This window comes from Polaromonas sp. (assembly GCF_036676035.1).
Classification (GTDB): domain Bacteria; phylum Pseudomonadota; class Gammaproteobacteria; order Burkholderiales; family Burkholderiaceae_C; genus Polaromonas.
This window is the reverse complement of the sequence record NZ_JAKFDR010000121.1, coordinates 1-25,099: the sequence shown is the minus strand read 5'-3', so window position 1 is coordinate 25,099 and position 25,099 is coordinate 1. Positions and strand designations below refer to the sequence as shown.

Below are 25,099 nucleotides of genomic sequence, written 5' to 3'. Positions count from 1 at the left end.
TTTTCAACCAGAACCGGGACCGTACTCATGCACATAGCCATCCTGACATTCGACGGATTCAACGAGCTTGATTCATTGATTGCCTATGGAATGCTGAGCCGCATTTCATTGCTGGGTGATGCCGATTGGAAAGTCAGCATTGCCAGCCCAACCGCACGGGTGACGTCAATGAACGGCTTGACGATCGATGCGCACATTGGCCTGAAAGAAGCCAACCAGGCCGATGCCGTATTGATAGGCAGCGGAATGAAAACGCGTGAAATCGCCAACGACCCGTCCATCCTCAGTCAACTACAGCTCAATCCGCAAAGTCAGCTCATAGCCGCGCAGTGTTCTGGTACTTTTTTGCTCGCAAAGCTGGGTCTTATCGGCCAGACCCCGGCGTGCACCGATTCAAGCAGCAAGCCCTGGGTACAAGCTGCCGGGGTCAAGATTTTGAACCAGGCATTTTTTGCGAATGGCAACCTGGCAACCGCAGGGGGGTGTTTGTCCGCCCAATACATTTCTGCCTGGATGATTGCCCGATTAAAGGGCGTTGAACAAGCCCGGGAGGTGCTGCACTACTTTTCCCCGGTAGGCGAAAAAGACGAGTACGTGGCGCGCGCACTTTCACATATCAACGCGAATTTACTGGAACCGTCGGTGGCGCTGGATTAAGCCGATGGACATCACACCAGAGACTTCAGAACAAACCCGCCAACGGCTTTTGCGCGTGATGGCACATGCGCGCGCGGACGTGCTGCCGGGTGACTACACTTTCGCCGAATTCCCCGTGGCGCAGTTTCCTGCGCATCTGGCATCAAGCCTCGCCGGCAGTGCGCTGGCCCTGGTGCGCGACCACGCCGTATGGAGTGCATTGGTGCCCGCGCCTGCGCAAACAAAAGCAGAAGACTGCTACACGGTGCTGTGTTTTCACTTCGCACCCGATATCCCCAACAGCGGCTTTGTAGGCTGGCTCGCCAGCGAATTCAAGCGCCGGCTGGGGACGGGCGTGTTTGTCATCTGCGGGCAGAATTCGTCCGACGGTGGCGTGTTTGACTACTGGGGAATCCCCCGCAGCGTGGCCCCGCAGGCCATTAACCTCATCCACGCCATGCAGTCACAAGGGGGCGCAGAATGAAAGCTTCCATTCACGATGCCCTGAAGCGCCTGCCCGGCGCGCCGGCCGCGGCCTACCCGGAGGGCGTGCCCTTTACCACGATGATGGCGCACGGCAGCATGAGCGTGGAAGTGTTTGCGCCCGGCAGCAACGCCGATGGCCGGGATCGGCAGCAACCGCACACGCAGGACGAGTTGTACCTGGTTCACCGCGGCACGGGCCAACTGGTGATCAACGGGCAGCGCCTTGACTGCGCCGCAGGCGATACGTTGTTTGTGGCGGCGGGCGTGGCGCACCGCTTCGAGCAGTTTTCGGATGATTTTGTAACGTGGGTCGTGTTTTACGGCCCGCAAGGTGGAGAAAGAAAATGAAAATGAATGAGCTTCAAAACGCCCCCTGGGTGATGGCCAAACGGGCCCAGAAAATGAACCCGTCGGTGATCCGCGAGATTCTCAAGGTCACCGAAAAACCCGGCATCATCAGCTTTGCCGGCGGCCTGCCCTCGCCCAAGACCTTCCCGATCAGCGAGTTCTCAGCGGCCTGCGAGAAGGTGCTGCGCGAAAGCGGTGACGCCGCGCTGCAGTACGCCGCCAGCGAAGGCTTTGTCACGCTGCGCGAAATGGTCGCCGCCGCACTGCCCTGGCCGGTGGACCCCGCGCAGGTGCTGATCACCACCGGCTCGCAGCAAGGCCTGGACCTGGTCGCCAAGGTGCTGATCGACGAAGGCAGCCGCGTGCTGGTTGAAACCCCCACCTACCTCGGCGCGCTGCAGGCCTTCACGCCGATGGAGCCCGAGGTGGTCAGCGTGGCCAGCGATGCCGAAGGGGTGGACCTCGACGACCTCACAGCCAAGGCCGCCGGTGCCCGCTTCCTCTACGTACTGCCCAACTTCCAGAACCCCACCGGCCGCACCATGACCGAAGAGCGCCGCGCCGCGCTCTCAAGCCGCGCCGCCGAGCTGGGCCTGCCCATCGTCGAAGACAACCCCTATGGCGACCTGTGGTTCGACACTCCGCCGCCGCTGCCTTTGAGCGCGCGCAACCCCGAAGGCTGCGTCTACCTCGGATCGTTTTCCAAGGTGCTGGCGCCGGGCCTGCGCCTGGGCTTCATCGTCGCGCCCAAGTCGCTGTACCCCAAGCTGCTGCAGGCCAAGCAGGCGGCTGACCTGCACAGCCCGGGCTTTAACCAGCGCATGGTGGCCGAGGTCATCAAGGACGGTTTTCTGGAGCGCCATGTACCCACCATACGCGCGCTGTACAAGTCGCAGTGCGACGCCATGCTGGCCGCGATGCAGCAGCACATGCCCGAAGGCGTGCACTGGAACACGCCGGCGGGCGGCATGTTTGTGTGGGTGCGCCTGCCGGAAGGCCTCAATGCGATCGAGCTGCTGCCCAAGGCGGTGGACAAGGGCGTGGCCTTTGTGCCCGGCGCGGCCTTCTACGCCGACGGCGCCGATCCGCGCACGCTGCGCCTGTCGTTTGTAACGGCCAGCGTGGACCAGATCAAGACCGGCATCGCGGCGCTGGCCGCGGCGATCCGCGAACATGCGGCAAGGGGGTAAGCCATGAGCCGCCGGGCCGTTCCCAAGGCGAATACCGCAGCGCGTAGCGCGGAGGTTTCCCAATGTTGAAGCTCTGGGGGCGCACCAGTTCGCTCAATGTCCGCAAGGTCCTGTGGGCCGTGCAGGAACTCGGCATCGCGTTCGAGCGCACCGATGCCGGCGCGGCCTTCGGCATCGTCAAGACCCCTGACTACCTGGCCAAGAACCCGAACGCGCTGGTGCCGCTGATCGAGGATGGTGAGCTGACCTTGTGGGAGTCGAACGTGATCGTGCGCTATCTCTGCGCAAAACACGCCCCGGGAAATCTTTACCCCACGGACCTGCCGCATCGCTTCGACGCCGAACGCTGGATGGACTGGCAGCAGACCACGCTGAACCCGGCCGGCCGCGATGCCTTTATGCAGCTGATCCGCGTGCCGGCCGACCAGCGCCGCGCGGACCTGATCGCGCAATCGGTGGCCGCGACCGAGCCGCTGCTGGATATGCTCGATGCCCACCTGGCGCAGCGCGCCTTCATGGCCGGCGATCGCTTCACCATGGCCGACATTCCCGTGGCCTGCGAAATCCACCGCTGGCAGGGCCTGCCCTTGCAACACAAACCGCGCCCACACCTGGAACGCTGGTACCAGCAGATGCTGACGCGCCCGGCCTCACGCGGCGTGCTCGACCTCACCCTGTCCTGAAACCATTCGACAAGAATTCCGATCCATGAAACAACGCCCTTTCAAACAAGTTGATGTGTTCACCGGCACGCCCTACTACGGCAACCCGCTGGCCGTGGTGCTCGATGGCACAGGCCTGGGCGATGACGAGATGCAGCGCTTTGCCCGCTGGACCAACCTGTCCGAAACCACGTTTTTGCGCCCGCCCACCGCCCCGTCCGCCGACTACAGCGTGCGCATCTTCACGCCCGACGGCGAGCTGCCCTTTGCCGGCCACCCCACGCTGGGCAGCTGCCACGCCTGGCTGCAGGCTGGCGGCCAGCCGCGCGCGGCGGACTTCATCGTGCAGGAGTGCAAGGTCGGCCTGGTGAAAATCCGGCGCGAAGGCGCGCGCATGGCGTTTGCCGCACCGCCCTTGAAGCGCAGCGCGCCCAGCCCCGTCTACCTGGCGCAGGTCGCTGCGGCCCTGGGCCTGAAGGCGCCGCAAATCATGGCCGCCCAACAACTGAACAACGGCCCGGACTGGCTGGGGCTGCTGCTGGACAGCCCGCAGACCGTGCTGCAGCTCGATCCAAACCATCTGGAACTCAAGAACCTGGACGCGAAAGTCGGTGTCGTCAGCGCCTACCCGGCGCCCACGGCACCGGCCCTGATCGCCCGGGCCAACCGTGAAGCCCGGGCGTTCATGGCCCCCACGCTTGCCACTGCGTGTGCTGCGCTGCCCCCCGAGGGGGCTATTCCACCTCGGGGCGGCCCTTCGGTGGAATTCCCCCCCACGCTTGAGACGACGGCCAGCGCTGCACCGGACTTCGAAGTCCGGGCCTTCGCGGCCGCGGTCGGTGTCAACGAAGACCCGGTGACCGGCAGCCTGAATGCCAGCCTGGCGCAGTGGCTGATCGCCGAAGGCCTGGCGCCCGAGCGCTACCTGGCCGCGCAGGGCGCCTGCCTGGAGCGCGCCGGCCGCGTCTACATCGAGCGCGACGCCAGCGGGCAGGTCTGGGTCGGCGGCGAATCGGTCACCTGCCTCGATGGCAGCGTGACGATCTGAGCCAAACCATGAGCACCGCCGGGCCGCCCCAAGGCGCGAAGGCCCCCTCGGGGGGCAGCGAAAGCACGTCAGTGCCAAGCGTGGGGGTCACAGAGCGCCGCGAAGGGCCGCCCCGAGCAAGCTCAGCCCCCTCGGGGGGCAGCGCAGCACACGCAGTGGCAAGCGTGGGGGCTCATTAGCCATGGCAGCGCAGCTCGATCATCTGGTGGTGATGGCCCACACGCTCGATGAGGGCGTGCAGTGGTGCGAGGCCACGCTGGGCATCACCCCCGGGCCGGGTGGCGAGCACCCGCTGATGGGCACCCACAACCGCCTGTTCAGCATTGCCACACCGTTGTTTCAACGCGCCTACTTCGAGATAATCGCTATCAATTCAGGAGCTACACCTGGACGACCTGCGGGCTTGAAGCGCTGGTTTGACATGGATGACCCGGGCCTGCAGGCGCGCGTGGCCGCGCAAGGCCCGCAGCTGATTCATTTCGTCGCGCGCACGCCCGACATGCACACCGCCATTGCCTCGCTGGCCCGGCTGCGCCTGGATCGCGGCCAGGTCCTGCAGGCCTCGCGCATGACGCCCGGCGGCCTGCTGAGCTGGCAGATCACCGTGCGCGCTGATGGCCAGCGGCTGTTCTATGGCGGCCTGCCCACGCTGATCCAGTGGGGCAAGGTGCATCCGGCCGACGCCATGCCGCCCTCGGGCGTCACCCTGCAATCGCTGCAGGTCTCACACCCCCGCCCGGATGCCTTGCGCAGCGCGCAGCAGGCCATGGGCCTGACGGGGGTCACGGTGAACAGCGGTCTGCCCAATCTCATCGCCACGCTGCAGACGCCGCGCGGCCCGGTCACGCTTGAATCGAAAGGAATCTGAATGTTTACTTTTCAGGAACTCGCCTGGTTTGCACTCGCCGCGCTGGTGCTGGTGCTCACACCCGGGCCCAACATGATTTACTGCGTCTCGCGCACGCTGTGCCAGGGCCGCGCGGCCGGGCTGGTGTCGCTGGGCGGCGTGGTGCTGGGTTTTGTGGTGCACCTGTTGGCCGCTGCGCTGGGCCTGACGGCGCTGCTGCTGGCCGTGCCGCTGGCGTTTGGCGCCATCAAGCTCGCGGGCGCCGCTTATCTGCTGTGGCTGGCCTGGCAGGCGATCAAGCCGGGCGGGCTGGCGCCGTTTCAAGCCAATGCCTTGCCGCACGACAGGCCACGCACGCTGTTTTTCATGGGCTTCATGACCAATCTGCTGAACCCCAAGGTGGCGATGTTTTACCTGTCCTTCTTTCCGCAGTTTCTGCACCCCGAGCGCGGCCAGCTGCTGCTGCAAAGCCTGCAGCTGGGCACGGTGCAGATTGGCGTGAGCGCCGGCGTGAACACCCTGATCATCTGCTTTGCCGCCGGCATTGCCGGCGTGCTGAACCGCAAACTCAGCTGGATGCGGGTGCAGCGCTACGTCATGGGCTCGGTGCTGGGCCTGCTGGCGCTGCGGATTCTGGCCGAGAAAAGGACTGCGGCATGAGCCGCCGGGCCGCTCCCAAGGCGAATACCGCAGCGCGTAGCGCGGAGCTTACCCAATGAGCCTGCCTACTCTCCAGGAAATTGAAGACGCGGCACGCGTCGTTTACCGCGAATTTCAGGCCACGCCCCAGTACCGCTGGGGCCTGTCCAGCGAGCGCCTGGGCACCGACTGCTGGATCAAACACGAGAACCACACGCCGGTGGGCGCCTTCAAGATCCGCGGCGGCCTGACTTATTTTGACCAGCTCCGCCAGCAGGGGCCGCTGCCGGCCGAAGTCATCAGCGCCACGCGCGGCAACCATGGCCAGAGCATTGGCTGGGCGGCGCGGGCACATGGCGTGGCCTGCACCATCGTCGTGCCGCATGGCAACTCGCGCGAGAAAAACGCCGCCATGCGCGCGCTCGGCGTCACGCTGGTCGAGCACGGCCAGGACTTCCAGGAAAGCCGCGAACATGCGATGCGGCTGGCCAGGGAGCGCGATGCCCACATGGTGCCCAGCTTTCACGCCGGCCTGCTGCGCGGCGTGGCCACCTACTGGTGGGAGTTCATGCGGGCCGTGCCCGGTCTGGATGTGGTCTATGTGCCGGTTGGCCAGGGTTCGGGCGTCTGCTCGGCGATTGCGGCCAAGCTCGCGTTAAAGCACCAGGCACGCATCGTCGGTGTGGTCAGTGCCCACGCCACCACCTATGCCGACTCGCTGGCCGCCGGCCGCGTGGTGGAAGCCCCGGTGAGCACCCAGCTGGCCGACGGCATGGCCTGCCGCATCGCGGACCAGGCGGCGCTTGGCATCATCGCGCCGCATATCGACCACATCGTGCAAGTCACCGATGATGAAGTGGCCCAGGCCATGCGCGACCTGTACGCCGACACGCACAACGTGGCCGAAGGCGCGGGCGCGGCCAGTTTTGCAGCGGCCATGCAGGAGCGCGCCCAACTCAAGGGCCAGGTGGTGGGCACCACCCTGTGCGGCGGCAATGTGGATGCGGATGTGTTTGCCAGGGCGCTAGAACATGGCCCCCACGTTCGCTCACTTCGTGTGCTCTCTGCCCCCCGAGGGGGCTAATTTTCCTTGGGGCGGCCCGGCGGAAAATTGCTTGAGGCGTTGTAAAACGAAATACCTGCAAATTCAAAAAATATTATTTGATTTGCAGGTATTCGGCGTGCTTGACGGCACGAATAAACCCGATGGATTCCTGTTCGGGACAAGGCGCAAACCGCAGCCATAGCTCGACGATGGCGAGGATTTGCAACGCCGTCGCGCGGCGCTACCCACCGTAGCCGCGCAGCCGCTCCAGGTCCAGCACCGTGAGGCCGCCATACTCGACGCGCAGCACACCGTCGCCCGCCAGGGCCTTGAGCGCCTGGTTGGCGACCGGGCGCGACACGCCGGCCAGCAGGCCCACCTCCTCCTGCGAGATCACGAGGTGGGCGCCGGCCTCGGGGTAGAGCACCGGGTTGAACATCGAGGCCAGGGCCCGGGCCACACGGGCCTCGGGGTCGCGCAGGCGGTCGCTCTCCAGCAGGCCCATGAACTGGCCCAGGCGTTCGTTGAGCTGCCCGACCAGGAAGCGGTTGAAGTCCGCGCTGTGCTCGAACAGCCAGAGGAAGCTGGCACGATCGAGCAGGGCCAGCGTGGTGTCGCGCAGCGCGATGACCTCGTAGCGGCGCACCTCGCCCTTGAGCACGCTGCCCTCGCCGAACCAGCCGCCGGCGTGCACGCCGGTGTAGGTGATTTCCTTGCCGTCGCGCGACTGGCGGCACAGCTTGACCAGGCCCTCGATGACGCCGGCCCAAGCGTCGAAGCGCTGGCCCTGCACGAATACACAACTGCCGCGCGCAAAGCTGCGCTCGGTCACACCGGCGCGGGCGCGCTCAAAGGCCGCGCCGTCGAGCGGGCGCGACCAGGCGGCAATGCGGCGCAGACGGTTGGGATCAATCATGCTGCGATGATGCCAGAGCATTGCAGCCGCGCTCAAACGCCGCCGGGCAGCGCCAAGGCAACTGCACACGGTTCTGCAAGCGTGGGAGCCCTATTCAGGCCGCGCGCTGCACGCCCACGGGCAGCGTGGCGATGCGCTGCCACTCGGCTTGGCGCAACCACTGCGGCCCCTGCTCGAACGTGCGCCGCGCCATAGCGCCGGCGTCTTCGCCCCAGAACAGCTCGCTGTCCATTACCAGCGTGGGTACGCCGAACACACCGCGCGCTATGGCCTGGTCGGTGTTCTCGCGCAGCGCAGCCTTGACCTCGTCGCGTGCGATCAGCTGCTCGGCCTCGGGGCAGGCCAGGCGTTCGCGCGTGAGCCATTGCCAGTCGGTCTCGCTGGCCGGGTCGCGGCCCTCGCGCCAGACGAAGCGCAGGATCTCGCGCACGGCGTCCAGCTCCGATCCCAAGGCCACCGCCAGGCGCAGCAGGCGAATCGGGTTGAACGGATGGGCCGGTGGCATGCGAAATGCAATGCCCAGCAGTTGGGCGCGCCACTGCGCGCTGCGGTAGGTTTGCACGCGCTTGGCCGGAATCTCGGCCGGCCCGCGCGTGCCCCAGTGGCCGAGCAGCGCGCCCAGCACCACCGGGCGCAGCACCAGTTGCTCAGGCGGCAGCCAGAGCGGCAGCTGTTCGAGCTGCAGGTAGGCAAAGGGCGAGACCACGTCGAAAAACCATTCGACGCGCGGCTGTGATTGGGTCATGGGGAAGTCCTTTCTTCAACGGCCTGGCTGGCGCGCGCAGCGAGCTCGCCGAGGTCCATAGGCTTCAAGTCGGGGGATACGGCAAACTCGGCCTCGGTGCAGTTACGCAGTTGGGCCAGGTCCAGGTCGGCGCGCAGCTCGCGCAGCAGCAGGCCGGCGCCGGGCCGCACGTCGAACACCGCGAGCTCGGTGACGATCACCTTGACGCAGCCGCGGCCGGTCAGCGGCAGGGTGCAGCGCTGGCGCAGCTTGGGTTCACCGCGCTTGTCCACATGCTGCAAGGCGGCGATGACCTTGGGCGTGCCGTGGCACAGGTCCATGGCCCCGCCTATGCCCGGCCACCAGCGGCCCTGGCGGCGCGTCGCCCAGTTGGCGATATTGCCGTGGGCGTCGGCCTCGAGCGCACCGAGGATGGTGACGTCGATGTAGCCGCGGCGCATCGCGCCCAGCGAGGTCGCCAGGTCCATCAGCGCCGCGCCAGGGTTGAGCGTGATCGGCTCGCAGCCGGCGTTGGTGAAGTCGCTGTCGGCCTGGTAGTAGGTGGGCCGGCCACCGAAGCCGAAGGCGCCGTTTTCGGTGTGGAAGATCACGCCGGCATCGGACGGCAGGTGGTTGGCCACCAGGGTCGGCGTGCCCAGGCCGAGGTTGACCACCTCGCCGGCGCGCAGCTCGCGCGCGCAGCGCCGGGCGATAATGTCCTTGGGGTTCAGGGGAGGGCTCATAGTTTCTCCGGTTCAGGCCGCAGGGGCCAGCCGCCCGAGCTGCAGCCAGTGGCGGCGGTAGAGGTCGTGCTGCGCTTCCAGTGCGTGGCCCTGCACCACGGCATCGACGAACACGCCGGGGCAGCCGACGCGCTGCGGCTCGATCTGGCCGACCTCGACGATCTCATTGACCTCGGCAATGGTGTAGCGGCCGGCCATCGCGATGTCGCGCTGGTTCTGCCCCGCGATACCGCGAAACTCGACATTGCCGAAGCGGTCGGCGCGCCAGCCCTTGATGATGGAGACCTCAGCGGTCAGGGCTGCCTCGACGAAGTACTCGCGGCCTTCAAGCGTGAACTTGGGTTTGGGCTGCTCCAGCTCAGGGAACATGCCCGGCTCGTCGAGAATGCCCACGCCCACCGGCACCAGCACGCCGCCCAGGCCCATGGCGCCGGCGCGGACCTTCTCGGCCCAGGTGCCCATCGGGAAGAACTCGCGCAGCTTGACGCGCCCGGCCAGGTAGGCCTCGGTCGACTCGGCCGTGGTGCCCACATGGGTGCCGATGTACTCGCGGATCTGGCCGCTCTCGAACAACCTGGCCTTGCCGAAACCGCCGCGCATGCCTGGCGTGTTGGCAATCAGCGTGAGCTCGCCAATGCCGGATTCCAGCAGCCACTGCACGCAGCGCGCAGGCTCGCCGGCACCGACGAACTCGCCCATCATCAGCCGGGTGCCGGGCCGCACGGCGGCCATGGCGTCGGCCAGGTCCATTACCTTGTCGGGCAGGGGCATAAGGGGTCTCCTTGGGGTTGGTTGCACGGCCAGTGACCGTGCGGCCGATTGTTCAGCTGGCCGCAGCCGCCGTCTGTTAGCGCGATGACATTTATCGGCCACGCAGAAAATAGCTATCAAAAACATAGCATACGTCGCCCAAGTGACTGGGATCACTGGCACTTTTTGCCAGAATACCGGCATGGGGACTCTTTATTTGGTGCGCCACGGCCAGGCCTCGTTCGGCGCCGACGACTATGACCAGCTCAGCGCGCTGGGCCACCAGCAAAGCGTTCGGCTTGGCGAGTACTTGCGCCACAAGGGTCTGAGCTTCGAGGCCGTGCTGACCGGCACGCTGCGCCGGCATGTGCAGACCTTTGCGGGTATTTGCGAAGGGCTGGGAAACGGATCCGACGAAGAGACCGTGCGCCGCGAAGGGCCGCTCCGAGCAAGCACAGCCCCTTCTTCAAGTGAAAGGGGAAGCGCAACGCCGGAGGCACACGCAGTGGCAAGCGTGGGGGCTCACATCCAGTGGCCCGGCCTCAACGAGTACGACAGCGAAGCGGTGATTGCCGCCATCCACCCGCACAAGCTTGAAAAACCGACCTCGCCCGAGATGTACCGCAGCCACTTCCGCCTGCTGCGTGATGGTCTGGCGCAGTGGATGGCCGGCGTGGTCAGCCCCAGGGGCATGCCCAGCTACACCGACTTTGTGGCAGGGGTGACCAGCGCGCTGGACCATATCCGCAGCCATTACGACGGCAATGTATTGCTGGTTTCCAGCGGTGGGCCCATCTCCACCGCCGTGGGCCAGGTGCTGGGCACCAGCCCCGAAACCACGATCGAGCTGAACCTGCGCATCCGCAACAGCTCGCTCACCGAATTCTCCTTCACGCCCAAGCGCCACATGCTGGTGACCTACAACACGCTGCCGCACCTGGATGCGCCGGAGCATGCGAGCTGGATCACCTATGCATGATGGCCGGCCCGGCGCAGGGGGATTCAGGCGGGCAGCAGCGGCAGGTCGGCTTTTTTGAGCGTGCGCAGCACAAAGCTGGACTTGCTGTGGCGTATGCCCTTGATCTTGTAGAGCCGCTCGCGCAGCAGGCGCTCGTAGTCCTTGGTGTCGTGCACGGCGATGCGCAGCAGGTAATCGTATTCGCCTGAGACCAGGTAAGCCTCGATCACCTCGGGAATCGCCGCCAGCGTTTCGCCGAACTTCTCCAGCGTGTTGTCCGAATGGCTGTCCAGCGTGACCTGCACCATCACGGTGTCGCCCAGGCCCAGCGCCTGCGCGTTGAGGCGCACGGTGTAGCCCTCGATCACCCCAGCCTCTTCCATTTTCTTGATGCGGCCCCAGCAGGGCGAGGGGCTCAGGCCCACGGCCTGCCCGATGTCTTGCAGGCTGGTACGCGAATCCGCCTGCAACACCTGAAGGATTTTCCTATCAAATATATCCATGCAGGTAATTTATCTGATTTTTATTTAAAGTCAGATTTTTTATCTGTATTTTCAGAATCAAACAGCAAATCGAGGAAATTCTTCGGCTCCTCCTGCCCGATACTTGTCTGACACTGCAGGCGGACTTACCGGCCCGGCTGGCAGCGCAGACCCCCAGGCAGGTTACCGCCGGCTTGGGGGTTTGATTTTTGGGAGGTTGTGTAGGCAGGCCACCCGCGCTTTAAAACGCCGTCTTGTTGCTCAACGTATTGGCAGGCAGTTGGTCAATTTCAGCCAGCAGTTGGGCCAGACTGCGGCCCGCAGCGCCCAGAAGCGCATGGCCTTTTTCAGCGGTGGCGGCGGCGGCATTACCCACCGCGCCCTGTAGGTTGTAGTCCTGCATTTGCCAGCCCAGCTTGGCGCTGCGGCCGTCGCCCAGGATGCTGAACTGTTGCGCCCGGTCTTGCGAGGTGGAATGAAAGTTCTGCGCCTGGGCCATATCCACCTGCTCGGGCTTGAGCGCCAGCATCATGGAGGTTTCAATCTCGCCCGCGTGGATGCCGAAGCGGTGCTCCTGCGCGCTGAACAGGTCCGCGACTGAATCCCCTTGTTCGTTGACAAGAGGCAGGTTGAACCAGTTCACGCTGTAGACCAGCATATCGAGCCGCGCACGCAGGTCGCGGGCCACGATGTCCATCACCCCGACCTGGCCGCCGTGCGAATTGAGCAGCACCAGTTTTTTGATGCCGCTGCGCGCCACCGACTCGGCCAGCTCGGTCCAGATACTGATGATCGTTTCGGCTTTCAATGTGAGCGTGCCCGCAAAGCGCGTGTGCTCAGGACTGAAGCCGACCGATTGCGTGGGCAAAAACAGCACCGGCAGCGCAGCAGGCAAGTGCGGCAGCACGGCGGCAATCACGCCATCGACCAGCGTGGCATCGACGTTGAGCGGCAAATGCGGGCCGTGCTGCTCAATTGCCGCCACCGGCAGCACCGCGATGCTGCGCGCCAGGTCGAGGCGGGCAAAGTCGGGGCTTTTGAGGTCGGCCCAAAAACGCGGCAAGGCAAGGGGCATGGCGGCGGGTGTTGGGGACACGGGTTTCATGAGCGTATTTTGGGCTAACTATAGAGACTTCCATCAATCATGACAGAGGCGCACTACCGCTCGTTCAGAGATATCGAAGAATCGGACCAAAGCCTCCGCCCGAGATGTGCGGGCTCCCTCTCCCGTTCCTCCTGAGGTATTCAAGGACTCTTGGGGCTTAGCGACCCCAGCCCGAACGGACAGCGCGCAATTCGCTACCAATTCAATAGCTGCTTATGCCCGCCACGTTTGGGCTAGAGGCATAAACGCTTATAAAACTAATCAAGCAGCCGCCGCAGCCTTCTGAATCGCCTCACGATGCGCATGCTGATTGACATGGCGGCTTTGCCGTTCAGACCTGAGCTTTCCAGACGCGGTGGGCAAGACCATCCGCTCCGCACTCAGCAGTTCAGCCAGGCATTGAGGCCGCCCCCGCGCCCCGCTGGCCCGGTAATCCGCCAGCAAGGCGGCGCGCACCTCGTGCTCAGCCAGCCCACGCACGGCGGTCAAATGCTCAAACAGCAAATCCACCAGCTTTTCAAGCGCAAACTCATGCGTCTTGCCAGTGGTCTGCCAGAGCCAGTCGCTGAAGTTCAGGAAATGATTGAAAGCGGAGTCAGGCTCCAGCAGCAGCTTCAGCCCCAGTGAAAATCGCCCCGAATTCGCCACCATCTCCCAGTAGCGCGCAAAGCGGTTGATGCGCTGCATGGTGGCAAAGTCTATCGTCGAGTTCTGCAGTATCGTGTAGGGCGTTTGCGGGTCGTAGACACAAGCAAAGTCGGCGGTGTGCCGGGTGATCGGCGTGCCGCGCAGGCGTTTCAAGATGCCGAACTGGATTTCGTGCGGAGCCAACTCGTACAGGCGGTCAAAGCCGGCGGCAAAGCTGTCCAGCGTTTCTCCGGGCAGGCCAAAAATCAGGTCGGCATGCACATGCGCCTGGCTCTTGCTGACCAGCCAGCGCAGGTTGTCGGCGGTCTTGCCGTTGTCCTGCTTGCGCGAAATGCGCTGCTGCACCTCGGGGTTGAAGCTCTGGATGCCGACTTCAAACTGCAGCGAGCCGGCCGGGAACTGCGCGATCAAGGCCTTCAGCCGGTCCGGCAGGCTGTCGGGCACGACTTCAAAATGCACAAAGATGTCTGGCGTGGTTTGGATGCGGTCGAGGAAAAACTGCAGGATGCGCACCGAATGCTCGACCTTCAGGTTGAAGGTGCGGTCGACAAACTTGAAGTTGCGCGCGCCGCGCTGGTACAGCAGGTCCATCTCGGCCATGAACAGGTCCAGGTCAAAGGCCCAGGCGGTCTTGTCGAGCGAACTCAGGCAAAACTCGCACTTGAACGGGCAACCGCGCGAGGCTTCCACATACAGCAGGCGCTTGGCCAGGTCTTCATCGGTGTAGTCCCGGTAGGGCAAGACCAGCTCGCCAAGCGCCGGCTGCTCGCCGGCGATGACCTTCATCAGCGGTTTCGGGCCATCGAGCAGCGCGCGGCAGAGTTTGGGAAAGCTCACGTCGCCCCAGCCAGTGATCACATGGTCGGCCAGGCGGCAAATTTCCTGCTGCTCCACTTCATGGCTGACCTCGGGCCCGCCCAGCACCACCTTGATGTCGGGCCTCAGGGTTTTGAGCAGGCGCACCACCTGGGTGGTTTCCACCACATTCCAGATATAGATGCCCAAACCCACCACCTCGGGCTGCAGCGCCAGCAGCTCTTCGACGATCTGCGTGGGCCGCTGCTGGATCACAAACTCGCGCAGCTGCGTCTGCTCGCGCAGGCCCGCGCCGCCATGCGCATCCATGTTGGCCGCCAGGCACCGCAGCCCCAGCGAGGCGTGGATGTATTTGGCGTTCAAGGTCGCAAGGACGATGCGCGGGCGGGCAAGCGCGGGGCGGTTCATGCCGGTATTATCAAACCATGACCCAAAACCTGTTTCGCGACGACGCTTACCTTGCCGAATGCACCGCCACCGTGACCGCCATCACAGAGCAGGGCATTGTGCTGGACCGCACGGTGTTTTACCCCTTGGGCGGCGGACAAGCCGGTGACGCCGGTGTGCTGGTGCTGGCCGATGGCGCGGAGATTGCCATCGCCGACACCCGCAAGGGCAAGGACGCCGAAGGACAGTTCACTGATGACATCTGCCACCTCCCCGCGCCGGGCGGGCCAGGGGAGGCCTCCATCCCGGAGCAGTTCCTGCGCACCGGCTTGAAACCCGGTGATGCCGTCACGGCCCGTATCGACTGGGCGCGCCGCCACCGGCTGATGCGCTTTCACACCACCACCCACCTGCTGTGCCACCTGGTGCCGCAGTTGGTCAACGGCTGCTCCATCACGCCCGACTATGCGCGGCTCGACTTCAACATGACCGATGCGCTGGACAAAGAAGCGCTGACCGAAGGCATTGCCCGGCTGGTGGCCGCCGCCCACCCGATTGCGGTGGGCGCCATCACCGATGAAGAGCTGGACGCCAACCCGGCGCTGGTCAAAAGCATGAGCGTTCAGCCGCCCCGGGGCACCGGGCGCATCCGCACCATCCGCATTGGCGCCACGCAACTGATCGATTTCCAGCCCTGCGGCGGCACGCATGTGGCCAATACCTCGGAGATCGGCACGGTCATAGTCACTAAAATCGAGAAGAAGAGTGCCACCACCCGCCGGGTGGTGTTGGGCTTTGCCCTCTGACCGCGATGCCTCGGCGCCCCGATGCCGGCTTGTCAGGCACGCCCCAACCGGAACTTATCCCGCCACCCGGGCTCCCACCTTGTGATGACTATTTCCCGCCTTCTTTTCGCTACGATTTTTATAGCTATCAGCACACTATCCACGCTGGCTGGCGCTCAAAATCTCTTGTCAGGCAGCGCCAAAAGCGCAGTCGTCAGCACCGAGCAGGTGCGTGCCGAACTGCTGGCCTGGGCGCCCGAAGGCGTGGAGCCCGGCAAACCGGTCTGGGTTGGCCTGCAGCTCACGCACCAGCCCGAGTGGCACACCTACTGGAAAAACTCAGGCGACTCCGGTCTGCCCACCCTGCTCGAATGGCAGTTGCCGGCCGGCGTGAGCGCTGGCGAGATTGCCTGGCCGACCCCCAAAAAAATCCCGATTGGCACCCTGGCCAACTATGGCTACGAAAAAACCGTGCTGCTGCCGGTGCCGCTCACCATATCGCCCAGTTTTTCACCCGGCTTTAGCGGCTCGCAGCTCGACATCAAGCTCAAGGCTGCCTGGCTGGTCTGCAAGAAGGAGTGCATTCCGCAGGAAGGCGAGTTTGCGCTGCGCATCCCGGTCAAAGGCTCGACCGCGCTCAGCGGCCCGCTGTTTCAGGCGGCGTTCGCGGCCAGCCCGCAGGCGCACGCCGTGGGCAGCAGCCAGATCGAAGTCGCCGGCAACACCCTCAAGGTCTCGCTGCACGGCCTGCCGACGGCGCTGCACGGCAAGTCCCTGGAGTTTTTCCCGGAAACCGGCAGCGTGATCGAGCCGGCCGGGGCCTGGCAGCAGGCGTGGCAGGGCGCAGTCTGGACGGCGCAGCTGCCGCTCTCCAGCCAGCGCCTAGAGAGCCCCGCGCTGATGCCGGTGGTGGTGGCTTTCAAGAGCCTGGCTTACCGCATCGAAGCCCCGGTCAAGGGCAGCTGGCCGCCGGTGGCCGCGGTGGCTGCAGTGCCGCCGGCTCTCGAAGCGGCCCTCAAGGCCAATGCCGCCGCCGGCGCGGCGCCGCTGCAAACCAGTGCCCCACCGATGGGCCTGCTGGCGGCCCTGCTCGGGGCGCTGCTGGGCGGCGTGATCCTTAACCTGATGCCCTGCGTGTTCCCGGTGCTGGCCATCAAGGTGGTGGGTTTTGTGAAGATCAAGGACCAGACAACCCGCGTGACGACCGGGCTGGCCTACACCGCCGGGGTGCTGCTGTCGTTTCTGGCGCTGGGTGCGCTGCTGCTGGGCCTGCGTGCGGCCGGCGAGCAGCTCGGCTGGGGCTACCAACTGCAAAGCCCCGTGGTGGTGGCAGGCCTGGCCATGATGTTCACCGTGATCGGCCTGAACCTCGCCGGGCTGTTTGAGTTTGGCCAGATCCTGCCCGACCGCGTGGCCAGCCTGCAGGCCAAAAACCCGACGATCAACGCGTTTTTGTCCGGCGTGCTGGTCACGGCGATTGCCTCGCCCTGCACCGCGCCCTTCATGGGCGCCGCGCTGGGTTTTGCGTTCGGCCTGCCGGCGGCCCAGCCGCTGCTGGTTTTTGGCGCGGTGGGCCTGGGCATGGCGCTACCTTACCTGGCGGCCAGCCTGGTGCCGGCGGTGGCGCGCGTGCTGCCGCGCCCCGGCGCGTGGATGGTGACCTTCAAGACGCTGATGGCTTTTCCGATGTTTGCCACGGTGGCCTGGCTGGTCTGGGTGCTGGGCCGGCAAAGCGGGATTGACGGCGCGGGCGTGCTGCTGGGCGTGCTGGTGCTGCTGGCGCTGGCGCTCTGGTCGCTCACCCTGCAGGGCCGCACCCGCGCCGTGGCGGCCCTGCTTTCCATCGCACTGCTGGCAACGGGCTTGTGGCTGGCAGGGCCCAGCATCACCCGCTCCGCAACGCTGGAACCGACATCGACCACAGCGGCCTCGGACCGCTGGCAGGCCTGGGAGCCCGGCCGCGTGGAGCAGCTCACGGCCAGTGGCCAAAGCGTGTTTGTCGATTTCACCGCCGCCTGGTGCGTGACCTGCCAGTACAACAAGAGCACTACGCTGTCCGACGCCGCGGTGCTGGCCGACATCGACGCCAAAAACGTCGCCCTGCTGCGCGCCGACTGGACCCGCCGCGATCCGGCCATCACCGCCGCACTGGCGCAACTGGGCCGCAACGGCGTGCCGGTGTACGTGATTTACAAACCCGGCCGCGCCCCGGTGGTGCTGTCAGAAATTTTGTCGGTGAACGATGTGCGGGCCGAACTGGCCCGGCTGTGAGCCCCGCGCGTTCAGCACACGCTTTGCGCCCGCTTGGGGTGCAGGCCCTGCACTTTGTACGGATTAACAGCGCCTGATGGCGGGTTTGGCCACACCTGCTCCTAGAATGGAATGGTCAATCGCCCCGCCCACCCGCAGGGCGATGCCACCCTACGCGAGGTATTTGCCATGAACCAGATTTCCCACGCAGAGCGCATTCCACACATTCTCAAGCACACCCGCACCATCGCGGTGGTCGGGCTGTCGCCCAAGCCGCACCGCGCCAGCTTTGGCGTCTCGCGCTACATGCAGGCCCAGGGCTACCGCATCATTCCGGTCAACCCCAATGCCACCGAGGCGCTGGGCGAAAAGGCCTATGCCACGCTGACCGAGGCCGCCAAGCATGAAAAGATCGACCTCGTGAACTGCTTTCGCAACAGCGAGGACATCCCGCCCATCGTCGATGAAGCCATCGCCATTGGCGCCAAGGCCGTGTGGATGCAGTTGGGCATAGAAAACCGGGCCGCCGCCGCCAAGGCCCAGGCGGCCGGCCTGCTGGTGGTGCAGGACCAGTGCATCAAGGTCGACCACACGGTGCTGCTGTCGCGCGGGCTGCTGTGAACCCGGCGGGCTGCCGGCCCCTCATTTCAGCGAAATACATAGCCAAATGAGGCCCTAGCCCAATATTTAATTGCGTAGATAGCTATTAAATTAATAGCAAAATCTTCTCTCGCAGCCCCTTTAGCACGGCGGCATGCACTCTCAGGCAGGCTGTAGACCGCACACCACAGGCCGCGCAGTCGCGCTTGCAGCACCGCCGCTTGTCCTCCAGAATGCCGCATGCCCACCCTGCGCCGACGTGCGCTGTCCTCATTTTTGCTGCCGGCCCTGCTGCTGGCGGGCTGCGCCACGACGGCGCCGGCGCCCACGCCACGCGGTGAAGCCCCCAACGCGCCCCTGAGCTCGTCCGAACTGGCGCAATCGGATGTGAACCGCATGGCCACCCTGGGCATGCGCGACAACCTCGACAGCCTGTACCGCCTGGCTGACAAGCTGTACCGGCGCAACCCCGCCGAGTGGCGCAAAGCCAGCCCATCCAGCCCATCCAGCCCGCCCAGCCTTGCCAGCCGTGAAGCCGCCATCACCCAGCTGCGCAATGCGATTGAGAACCGCACGCCCTGGCCACAGCTGCAGGGCAAGCGCGACATTGCCGCGCTGTCACTGGCCCTGAGCCCCGACTTCACGGGTGACCGCGTGGCGGCCTTCACTTATGCCAGCGCCGACATGCTGATCACCGCGCATGGCGGCAAAACCAGCTTTTACCTGACCGATGGGCTGGACGCGCAGTACATCTACAACGCCGCCCGCAACATCGAGATCGCCGTCTGGATGCTGGCGAGCCGGCGCAGCGCCAGCGGCCAGCCGCTGCTGCTGGCCGATGAAATCTCGGAGCGCGAACGCAACCTGAGTTTCGAGCGCGAGTTTGGCAAGGTGATGGGCCGCCTCGATCTGCTGGCCGAGGTGCTGACCGAGAAATACCGGCGCGCCGTGATCACCTATGTGCAAAATCTGCTGGGAGGGACCTTTCTGCAGTTTTTGCCGGTGCGCTGAAGGCCGCTGGCCGGCTCGCCAAACCGCAACTTTTTTCTCGTGTAGGCATTGAAAAACCTGGAAACAGTAGAACTATTGCTGTAACTACCGCCTTGCCCTGCACAAAAATTCATCGGCTTTGCGGGCACCTTCAAACGTGTAGCACCCCACCAGCGCCTTGGCGCAGCACACCTGAGACAATCGGGGGATGTTTGCACCACTTCAAAACGACACCTTTTTGCGCGCCTGCCTGCGCCAGGCGACCGAGCACACCCCCGTCTGGCTGATGCGCCAAGCCGGGCGCTACCTGCCCGAGTACCGCGCCACGCGCGCCCGGGCCGGCAGCTTCATGGGTCTGGCCACCAACGTGGACTACGCGACCGAGGTCACGCTGCAGCCTTTGGAACGCTACCCGCTGGACGCCGCCATCCTGTTTTCCGACATCCTGACCGTGCCCGACGCCATGGGCCTGGGTCTGAGCTTTGCCCTGGGCGAAGGTCCGCGTTTTGCCACGCCCGTGCGCGACGAAGCGGCGGTCGCCAGGCTGCAGGTGCCCGACCTGAACAAGCTCAAATACGTGTTCGATGCCGTCACCTCGATCCGCAAGGCCCTGAACGGCCGGGTGCCGCTGATCGGCTTTTCGGGCAGCCCCTGGACGCTGGCCTGCTACATGGTCGAAGGCGCCGGCTCGGACGACTACCGCCTGGTCAAAACCATGCTGTACCAGCGCCCCGACCTGATGCACCAGATGCTGGCCGTCAACGCCGACGCGGTGGCCGCCTACCTGAACGCGCAGATTGAAGCCGGCGCGCAGGCCGTGATGATTTTCGACAGCTGGGGCGGCGTGCTGGCCGACGAGGCCTTCCACCAATTCAGCCTGGCCTACACGCAGCGCGTGCTGGCCCAGCTCAAACGCGAGCACGGCGGCGCGACGATTCCGCGCCTGGTGTTCACCAAGGGCGGCGGGCTGTGGCTGGACGCCATGCGCCAGCTCGATTGCGAGGTGCTGGGACTGGACTGGACGGTCAACCTCGGCCAGGCGCGCGCCCGGGTCGGCGACCGCATGGCGCTGCAGGGCAATCTGGACCCCAATGTGCTGTTTGCCAACCCGGCGCAGATCGAGGCGGAGGTGGCCAAGGTGCTGCAAAGCTTTGGCGCGCCGCACACCGACCGCACCAAAACCGGCCCGACGCATATTTTCAACCTGGGCCACGGCATCAGCCAGCACACTCCGCCGGAAAGCGTCCAGGTATTAGTGCGCGCCGTACATGAGCACTCACGTCAGATGCGCCAAACGCCTTGATTCAAGGTATTTTCAGGCTCTGCTAGCACAAAATACGCCGCACCAGACTGGACTTATGCACAAAATTTGTGTTGCGGTGCCACATGGGCACAAGAGGACCAGCCACTCCGCTATCAAACCCATAGCGAAGCTAAGTGCTTGATTTATATAAGATCTTTAAACTGCATTTTTTTGAGGCATTTTGAGCAAAGCCTTGATTTACAAGGCTTGCCCGTCATCGCAGGCCAGCTATCAACAAAGTTATCCACAGAAAATCTGGAAATCCGTAAAGCAGTTCTAAATCAACAACTTACAACGTTCTTTAGATGTTCTTTTACAGATTTAATAACAAGTAGTTACTTTCATGACCCATTGGCTCAGCGTCGTCGTGGCCACTCCCGCCCACAGTGCGGTGGCCGGGCCCCTGACTTACCGAAGTGAGTCACTACTTGGCCCGGGGAGTCTGGTGCGCGTGCCACTGGGCAAACGCGAGGTGCTGGGCGTGGTCTGGGAGCAGCTGCCTGACAGCGGCGGCTTGGCCGAAGCACAGGCCAAATCCGTCCTTGGCGCACTCGACGGCCTGGCGCCTTTGTCGGCCACCTGGCGGCGCCTGGTCGGCTTCACCGCCAGTTATTACCAGCGCTCGCTGGGCGAGGTGGCGCTGGCGGCCCTGCCGCCGCAACTGCGTGAACTGAGCACCGTGCAGCTGGCGCGCCGCCTGAAGCGGCCGGTGAAAGACAGCGCCAGCGCCCCGCCAGATGCCCGCCAGCTGGTCGCACTCAGCGCCCAACAGACACAGGCCCTGGCCCAGTTTGAGGCAGATACCCGGCCCGCCCTGCTGTTTGGCGCCACCGGCAGCGGCAAAACCGAGGTCTACCTGCGCGCCGCCGCACGGGTGCTGGCCGCCGACCCCGGCGCGCAGGTGCTGGTGATGGTGCCCGAGATCAACCTCACGCCGCAGTTGCAGGCCCGCTTTGAAGAACGCTTTGCGCACCTGGGCAAGGAGCGCGTGGTCTCGCTGCACAGCGGCTTGAGCCCCGCCCAGCGGCTCAAAAGCTGGCTGGCCGCCCACGCCGGCCAGGCACGGCTGGTGCTGGGCACACGCATGGCGGTGCTGGCCTCGCTGCCCAAACTGCAGCTGATCGTGGTCGATGAAGAGCACGACCCCAGCTACAAGCAGCAGGAAGGCGCGCGCTACTCGGCGCGCGACCTGGCGGTCTACCGCGCCAAGCTGGAGACTGACGCGGCCAACCCTGCGCACGGCCCTTGCCGCGTGCTGCTGGGCACGGCCACGCCTTCGCTCGAAAGCTGGCAGGCCACCATCACGGGCCGCTACCAGCGCCTGAGCATGAGCGAGCGGATTGGCGTCACCCCGTCTTCAGGCGACACGACAAGCATGGGCGCCGAGGAATTTTCCGACGGGCCGCCCCTAGGAAAATTAGCCCCCCCGGGGGGCAGCGAAGTACACGCAGTGACGAGCGTGGGGGCCAACGGTTTACCCAAGATAAGGCTGCTGGACATGAACCACCAGCCCAAGCACTGCACGCTGGCACCGCCGCTGCTGGAGGCCATTGGAGCGCGCATTGCGCGCGGCGAGCAGTCGCTGATCTTTTTGAACCGCCGCGGCTATGCGCCGGTGCTGGCCTGCCACGACTGCGGCTGGAAAAGTGAGTGTCCGCACTGCAGCGCCTACCGGGTGTTCCATAAAATTGACCGCACGCTGCGCTGCCACCACTGCGGCTTTACCGCGCGTGTGCCGCGCGCCTGCCCCGGCTGCGGCAATGTGGACATTGCGCCGCTGGGCAAGGGCACGGAGCGGCTCGAAGAGCACCTGGCCGAGCTGCTGGCGGGCGTGCAGCGGCCCGACGGCGGCGCGCTGCGCATTGCCCGGATTGACGCCGACACCACCCGGCTCAAGGGCGCGCTCGAATCGCAGCTGGCCAGCGTGCATGCGCGCGAAGTCGATGTGCTGGTCGGCACGCAGATGATTGCGAAGGGCCACGACTTCAGGCACATCACGCTGGTGGCCGCCGTCAACCCCGATGGGGCGCTGTTCTCCAGCGACTTCCGGGCGCCCGAGCGGCTGTTTGGCCTCTTGATGCAGGCGGCAGGCCGGGCCGGGCGCGATGCCCTGCACAGCGAAGCCAGCGAGATGTGGGTGCAGACTTTCCATCCGCAGCACCCGCTGTTTGCCGCACTCAAGCAACACGACTACCCGGCCTTTGCCGCCCAGGAGCTCAGGGAACGCGAAGCCGCCGGCATGTCGCCGTTCGGCTATTCAGCGCTGGTGCGCGCCGAGGCCCGCACGCAGGAAGTGGCGCAGGGCTTTTTGAATACTGCGGCGGCAGCGGCCCAAACACAGCAACTCAGCGGTCACGCGCAGGTCACGTCCTACCCGGCGGTGCCGATGACGATACAGCGCGTGGCCAACATCGAACGCGCGCAAATGCTGGTGGAAAGCCCCTCGCGCGCCGCGCTGCAGCGCTTTCTGGCGGCGTGGCAGCCGGTGCTGTTTGAAACGCGCCAGCAGGGCGACTTCAAAAGCCTGGTCCGCTGGGCCGTGGACGTGGACCCGATCGCGATTTAGGCCAGACGCTTCAGGCGTCTTTAGCTCTCACGATTCGCGAAACGTTTTCCTAAAAACGATTTCACCGGTGGGCACATGGACCACGCGGACTTCCTGCCCCGCCAGGTTGGAGACGCTCTTGGCGGCCATCACCACCGCCAAGGACCGGTCCTGGTAAACCTGCGGAAATTTGGAAGCTGGCAGCAGGCGATTCGAAAATGGGTGCGTACTCTCAATACGATAGTCAGCGGATGCCATGGCAAACCCCTTCAAACTGGGCTTTATCGTAGGCCCGCTCTGTGATGTTTCCATGACCGTTGGTCCTCAAAAAACGTCAAATCTGTAACAAACGGCAACCGAAGTTGAGGCGCAGCCTGTGGTGCGGCACGGGCTCAGCGCACAGTGCGAAACGTCAGATTGATGCGCCGCCGGCCGAGACGGGCGTGATGGCCGTCTGCCAGCGGGGCGACGCCGTGGTAGGCCAGCCGCGCCGCCCCGCCCCAGACCACGACGTCACCATGCGCCAGCCAGTGGCGGCCCGGGCGGTCACTGCGCAAGGTGGTGCCGAAAAGAAATACCACCGGCAGCCCCAGTGAGACCGAGACAATGGGCGCCGACAAGTCCAGCTCATCCTTGTCCTGATGCAGCGAGAGCCGCGCACCCGGCTCGTAGCAATTGACCAGGCAGGCGTCGGGCCGGAAATGCGCAAAGCCCACCTGGGCCGCCGCGCGCACCGCCAGCTCCAGCAGGCACGCCGGCATGGCGGGCCACGGCCGGCCGGAAAGCGGATCCAGCGCTTCGTAGCGGTAGCCTGCCCGATCCGACACCCAGCCCAGTGCGCCACAGTTGGTCATGGCCACCGACATGGTGTAGCCGCCCGGCGTGACCAGGTGGCGCAAAGGCGCGCTGGCGATGACCGCCTCCACCGCGCACACCAGCGCCTCACCCTCATCCTTGCCCCGGGCAAAACCGCCCAGCAGCACGGCGTCCGGCGCCATCAGCCTCTGCGACAAACCGGGGCCTGGCAGGGCCTCGAAAAGATCTGCGGTCGCGCCTGTCACACCAATCCCCCCATGAAGCTCAAAACGATCCACCTACTGCGCATCATGAAAAATCACACCCAGCGTGTGGCGGTGGCCAGCGCGCAGCTGGCTGACGCCATGACGCATATTGACACGGTAAAAGCCTTTGCTGCCCTGAACCGGTCTATGGTGCACGGCGAACATCACGGCATCGCCCTGCTGCAGGGGAACGACCTCCGGCCGCGACTGCATGCGCGGCCGCTGCTCGGTCAGCACGAACTCGCCGCCGCTAAAGTCTTCACCGGGCCGAGACAGCAGCACCGCCAGCTGGATCGGAAAGACATGCTCGCCATACAGGTCCTGGTGCAGGCAGTTGTAATCGCCCTCTCCATACTGCAGGAGCAGCGGCGTGGGGCGCTGCTGGCCGGCCTGATGGCAACGCGCCAGAAAATCGGCGTGGTCCTGCGGGAAGCGGACCTGAAGGCCCATCTGCTCGTGCCAGCGGTTGGCCACCGCCACCAGCCCGGGGTAGAGCGTGGTGCGCAGGCGCTCAACCAGCTCGGGCAGCGGGTAATTGAAGTACTGGTACTCGCCGCGCCCGAAGCCGTGCCGCCCCATCACCACGCGGCTGCGAAAGTGCCGGCCTTGCGGGTAGAGCGTCACCAGCGAATCGCATTCCTGCGCCGTGAGCAGCTGGGGCAGCACCGCGCTACCGCGTGCTTCGAGCGCCGCGGTGGCCTCGGCCCAGCGCGCAGGGAGGTCATGCGCGCGAGAAAACCTTTCGTGGTGGAGACGGTTGTGTAAATTCATCCCCGCCAGCATAGGTTGACAGGCGCAGTTGGACTCGCCAGATTCGGACATCCCATCCAGCGAGTCAGTCAAACCTTGGTGCAATGACCGCTTCGATCTTTGTCCATTGGTGGCATTCCAAAAAAAAAACAGCCCCCTGAAAAGGAGGCTGTTATGACTGCCAGGCTGAAGGCCGAGGCCATCAGCGCATGCGCTTTTGCGCGCTCAGCGTTTAGCTGTTGCTGGTCAGCGAAGCGGCCTGGCCATTGGCGCGGGCTGCGGCCAGATCGGCGCGCACCTGCTCGCGCGTGACGGCTGATTTGCCGCTTTCGGGGAAGAACACGTTGTGGCTGTCGCTGTCCAGTGCATCGACCACACCGTTGGC

General features: G+C 65.0%; 27 protein-coding genes. 16 read left to right on the top strand and 11 right to left on the bottom strand.

Annotated elements, in window-relative coordinates; all coding sequences use genetic code 11:
• Window positions 1-27: 27 nt before the first annotated feature.
• From V6M61_RS19100 to V6M61_RS19060, 9 genes are all read left to right on the top strand, one after another.
• Entirely contained in the window at window positions 28-657 is a 630-nt protein-coding gene (locus V6M61_RS19100) for a DJ-1/PfpI family protein (RefSeq protein ID WP_332778183.1), read from the top strand.
• A gap of 4 nt (window positions 658-661) precedes the next feature.
• The gene (locus V6M61_RS19095) at window positions 662-1,120 is read left to right on the top strand and encodes a DUF6196 family protein (RefSeq protein ID WP_332778182.1); all 459 of its coding nucleotides are present in this window, start codon (window positions 662-664) and stop codon (window positions 1,118-1,120) included.
• Window positions 1,117-1,470 (top strand): cupin domain-containing protein, encoded by a 354-nt coding sequence (locus V6M61_RS19090; RefSeq protein WP_332778181.1) that lies wholly within the window; start codon window positions 1,117-1,119, stop codon window positions 1,468-1,470. Before V6M61_RS19095 ends, V6M61_RS19090 begins: the two co-directional genes overlap by 4 nt.
• Window positions 1,467-2,660, top strand: a complete 1,194-nt coding sequence (locus V6M61_RS19085; RefSeq protein ID WP_332778180.1) for an aminotransferase-like domain-containing protein — start codon at window positions 1,467-1,469, stop codon at window positions 2,658-2,660. Before V6M61_RS19090 ends, V6M61_RS19085 begins: the two co-directional genes overlap by 4 nt.
• 62 nt (window positions 2,661-2,722) lie before the next feature.
• Complete coding sequence (locus V6M61_RS19080) at window positions 2,723-3,343, top strand: glutathione S-transferase family protein (protein WP_332778179.1); 621 nt, start codon at window positions 2,723-2,725, stop codon at window positions 3,341-3,343.
• Window positions 3,344-3,368: 25 nt separating this feature from the next.
• Window positions 3,369-4,370, top strand: a complete 1,002-nt coding sequence (locus V6M61_RS19075) for a PhzF family phenazine biosynthesis protein (protein ID WP_332778178.1) — start codon at window positions 3,369-3,371, stop codon at window positions 4,368-4,370.
• Window positions 4,371-4,551: 181 nt separating this feature from the next.
• A complete protein-coding gene (locus V6M61_RS19070; protein WP_332778177.1) occupies window positions 4,552-5,238 on the top strand; it encodes a VOC family protein in 687 nt (228 codons plus the stop codon).
• Window positions 5,239-5,877 carry a LysE family translocator gene (locus V6M61_RS19065; protein WP_332778176.1) on the top strand — a complete coding sequence of 213 codons (639 nt, stop codon included), beginning with the start codon at window positions 5,239-5,241 and terminating at the stop codon, window positions 5,875-5,877.
• Window positions 5,878-5,932: 55 nt separating this feature from the next.
• Window positions 5,933-6,940 carry a threonine dehydratase gene (locus V6M61_RS19060; protein WP_332778175.1) on the top strand — a complete coding sequence of 336 codons (1,008 nt, stop codon included), beginning with the start codon at window positions 5,933-5,935 and terminating at the stop codon, window positions 6,938-6,940.
• Window positions 6,941-7,142: 202 nt separating this feature from the next.
• Here V6M61_RS19060 and V6M61_RS19055 read toward each other — a convergent pair whose 3' ends face one another.
• The 4 genes from V6M61_RS19055 to V6M61_RS19040 all read right to left on the bottom strand — a co-directional run bounded on the left by V6M61_RS19055 (window position 7,143) and on the right by V6M61_RS19040 (window position 10,055).
• Complete coding sequence (locus V6M61_RS19055) at window positions 7,143-7,817, bottom strand: Crp/Fnr family transcriptional regulator (RefSeq protein ID WP_332778174.1); 675 nt, start codon at window positions 7,815-7,817, stop codon at window positions 7,143-7,145.
• 94 nt (window positions 7,818-7,911) lie between these two features.
• Complete coding sequence (locus V6M61_RS19050) at window positions 7,912-8,562, bottom strand: 2-hydroxychromene-2-carboxylate isomerase (protein WP_332778173.1); 651 nt, start codon at window positions 8,560-8,562, stop codon at window positions 7,912-7,914.
• Entirely contained in the window at window positions 8,559-9,284 is a 726-nt protein-coding gene (locus tag V6M61_RS19045) for a CoA-transferase (protein ID WP_332778172.1), read from the bottom strand. Before V6M61_RS19045 ends, V6M61_RS19050 begins: the two co-directional genes overlap by 4 nt.
• Window positions 9,285-9,296: 12 nt before the next feature.
• Window positions 9,297-10,055: a CoA transferase subunit A gene (locus V6M61_RS19040; RefSeq protein ID WP_332778171.1), complete on the bottom strand. Its 759-nt coding sequence runs from the start codon at window positions 10,053-10,055 to the stop codon at window positions 9,297-9,299.
• Window positions 10,056-10,236: 181 nt separating this feature from the next.
• On the opposite strand from V6M61_RS19040, the gene V6M61_RS19035 reads away from it, so the two are divergent.
• Window positions 10,237-11,013: a histidine phosphatase family protein gene (locus tag V6M61_RS19035; protein ID WP_332778170.1), complete on the top strand. Its 777-nt coding sequence runs from the start codon at window positions 10,237-10,239 to the stop codon at window positions 11,011-11,013.
• A gap of 23 nt (window positions 11,014-11,036) precedes the next feature.
• On the opposite strand, the gene V6M61_RS19030 is transcribed toward V6M61_RS19035, so the two are convergent.
• From V6M61_RS19030 to V6M61_RS19020, 3 genes are all read right to left on the bottom strand, one after another.
• Window positions 11,037-11,495, bottom strand: a complete 459-nt coding sequence (locus V6M61_RS19030; protein WP_332778169.1) for an Lrp/AsnC family transcriptional regulator — start codon at window positions 11,493-11,495, stop codon at window positions 11,037-11,039.
• Window positions 11,496-11,715: 220 nt separating this feature from the next.
• Window positions 11,716-12,579 (bottom strand): creatininase family protein, encoded by an 864-nt coding sequence (locus tag V6M61_RS19025; RefSeq protein WP_332778168.1) that lies wholly within the window; start codon window positions 12,577-12,579, stop codon window positions 11,716-11,718.
• 261 nt (window positions 12,580-12,840) lie between these two features.
• Window positions 12,841-14,451 (bottom strand): B12-binding domain-containing radical SAM protein, encoded by a 1,611-nt coding sequence (locus V6M61_RS19020; protein ID WP_332778167.1) that lies wholly within the window; start codon window positions 14,449-14,451, stop codon window positions 12,841-12,843.
• 17 nt (window positions 14,452-14,468) lie between these two features.
• Here V6M61_RS19020 and V6M61_RS19015 point away from each other — a divergent pair, with 17 nt between their 5' ends.
• The 6 genes from V6M61_RS19015 (at window position 14,469) to priA (ending at window position 22,924) form a co-directional block, all read left to right on the top strand.
• Window positions 14,469-15,236, top strand: coding sequence for an alanyl-tRNA editing protein (locus V6M61_RS19015; protein ID WP_332778166.1), 768 nt, complete (start codon window positions 14,469-14,471; stop codon window positions 15,234-15,236).
• Between the two features lie 84 nt (window positions 15,237-15,320).
• Window positions 15,321-17,486: a protein-disulfide reductase DsbD family protein gene (locus V6M61_RS19010; RefSeq protein WP_332778165.1), complete on the top strand. Its 2,166-nt coding sequence runs from the start codon at window positions 15,321-15,323 to the stop codon at window positions 17,484-17,486.
• A 168-nt stretch (window positions 17,487-17,654) separates the two neighbouring features.
• Entirely contained in the window at window positions 17,655-18,086 is a 432-nt protein-coding gene (locus V6M61_RS19005) for a CoA-binding protein (protein WP_332778164.1), read from the top strand.
• 219 nt (window positions 18,087-18,305) lie between these two features.
• On the top strand, window positions 18,306-19,076 hold the full coding sequence (locus V6M61_RS19000) for a hypothetical protein (RefSeq protein ID WP_332778163.1): 771 nt from the start codon (window positions 18,306-18,308) through the stop codon (window positions 19,074-19,076).
• 187 nt (window positions 19,077-19,263) lie between these two features.
• Window positions 19,264-20,358 (top strand): uroporphyrinogen decarboxylase, encoded by a 1,095-nt coding sequence (gene hemE, locus V6M61_RS18995; protein WP_332778162.1) that lies wholly within the window; start codon window positions 19,264-19,266, stop codon window positions 20,356-20,358.
• A gap of 343 nt (window positions 20,359-20,701) precedes the next feature.
• Window positions 20,702-22,924, top strand: a complete 2,223-nt coding sequence (gene priA / locus V6M61_RS18990; RefSeq protein ID WP_332778161.1) for a replication restart helicase PriA — start codon at window positions 20,702-20,704, stop codon at window positions 22,922-22,924.
• A 27-nt stretch (window positions 22,925-22,951) separates the two neighbouring features.
• Here priA and V6M61_RS18985 read toward each other — a convergent pair whose 3' ends face one another.
• The 4 genes from V6M61_RS18985 to V6M61_RS21070 all read right to left on the bottom strand — a co-directional run bounded on the left by V6M61_RS18985 (window position 22,952) and on the right by V6M61_RS21070 (window position 25,057).
• The gene (locus tag V6M61_RS18985) at window positions 22,952-23,215 is read right to left on the bottom strand and encodes a hypothetical protein (protein WP_332778160.1); all 264 of its coding nucleotides are present in this window, start codon (window positions 23,213-23,215) and stop codon (window positions 22,952-22,954) included.
• An 80-nt stretch (window positions 23,216-23,295) separates the two neighbouring features.
• Window positions 23,296-23,964: a DNA oxidative demethylase AlkB gene (gene alkB, locus V6M61_RS18980; RefSeq protein ID WP_332778159.1), complete on the bottom strand. Its 669-nt coding sequence runs from the start codon at window positions 23,962-23,964 to the stop codon at window positions 23,296-23,298.
• 33 nt (window positions 23,965-23,997) lie between these two features.
• Window positions 23,998-24,735, bottom strand: coding sequence for a 2OG-Fe(II) oxygenase (locus V6M61_RS18975; RefSeq protein ID WP_332778158.1), 738 nt, complete (start codon window positions 24,733-24,735; stop codon window positions 23,998-24,000).
• Window positions 24,736-24,946: 211 nt separating this feature from the next.
• Window positions 24,947-25,057 (bottom strand): DUF4148 domain-containing protein, encoded by a 111-nt coding sequence (locus tag V6M61_RS21070; protein ID WP_442957817.1) that lies wholly within the window; start codon window positions 25,055-25,057, stop codon window positions 24,947-24,949.
• Window positions 25,058-25,099: the final 42 nt, after the last annotated feature.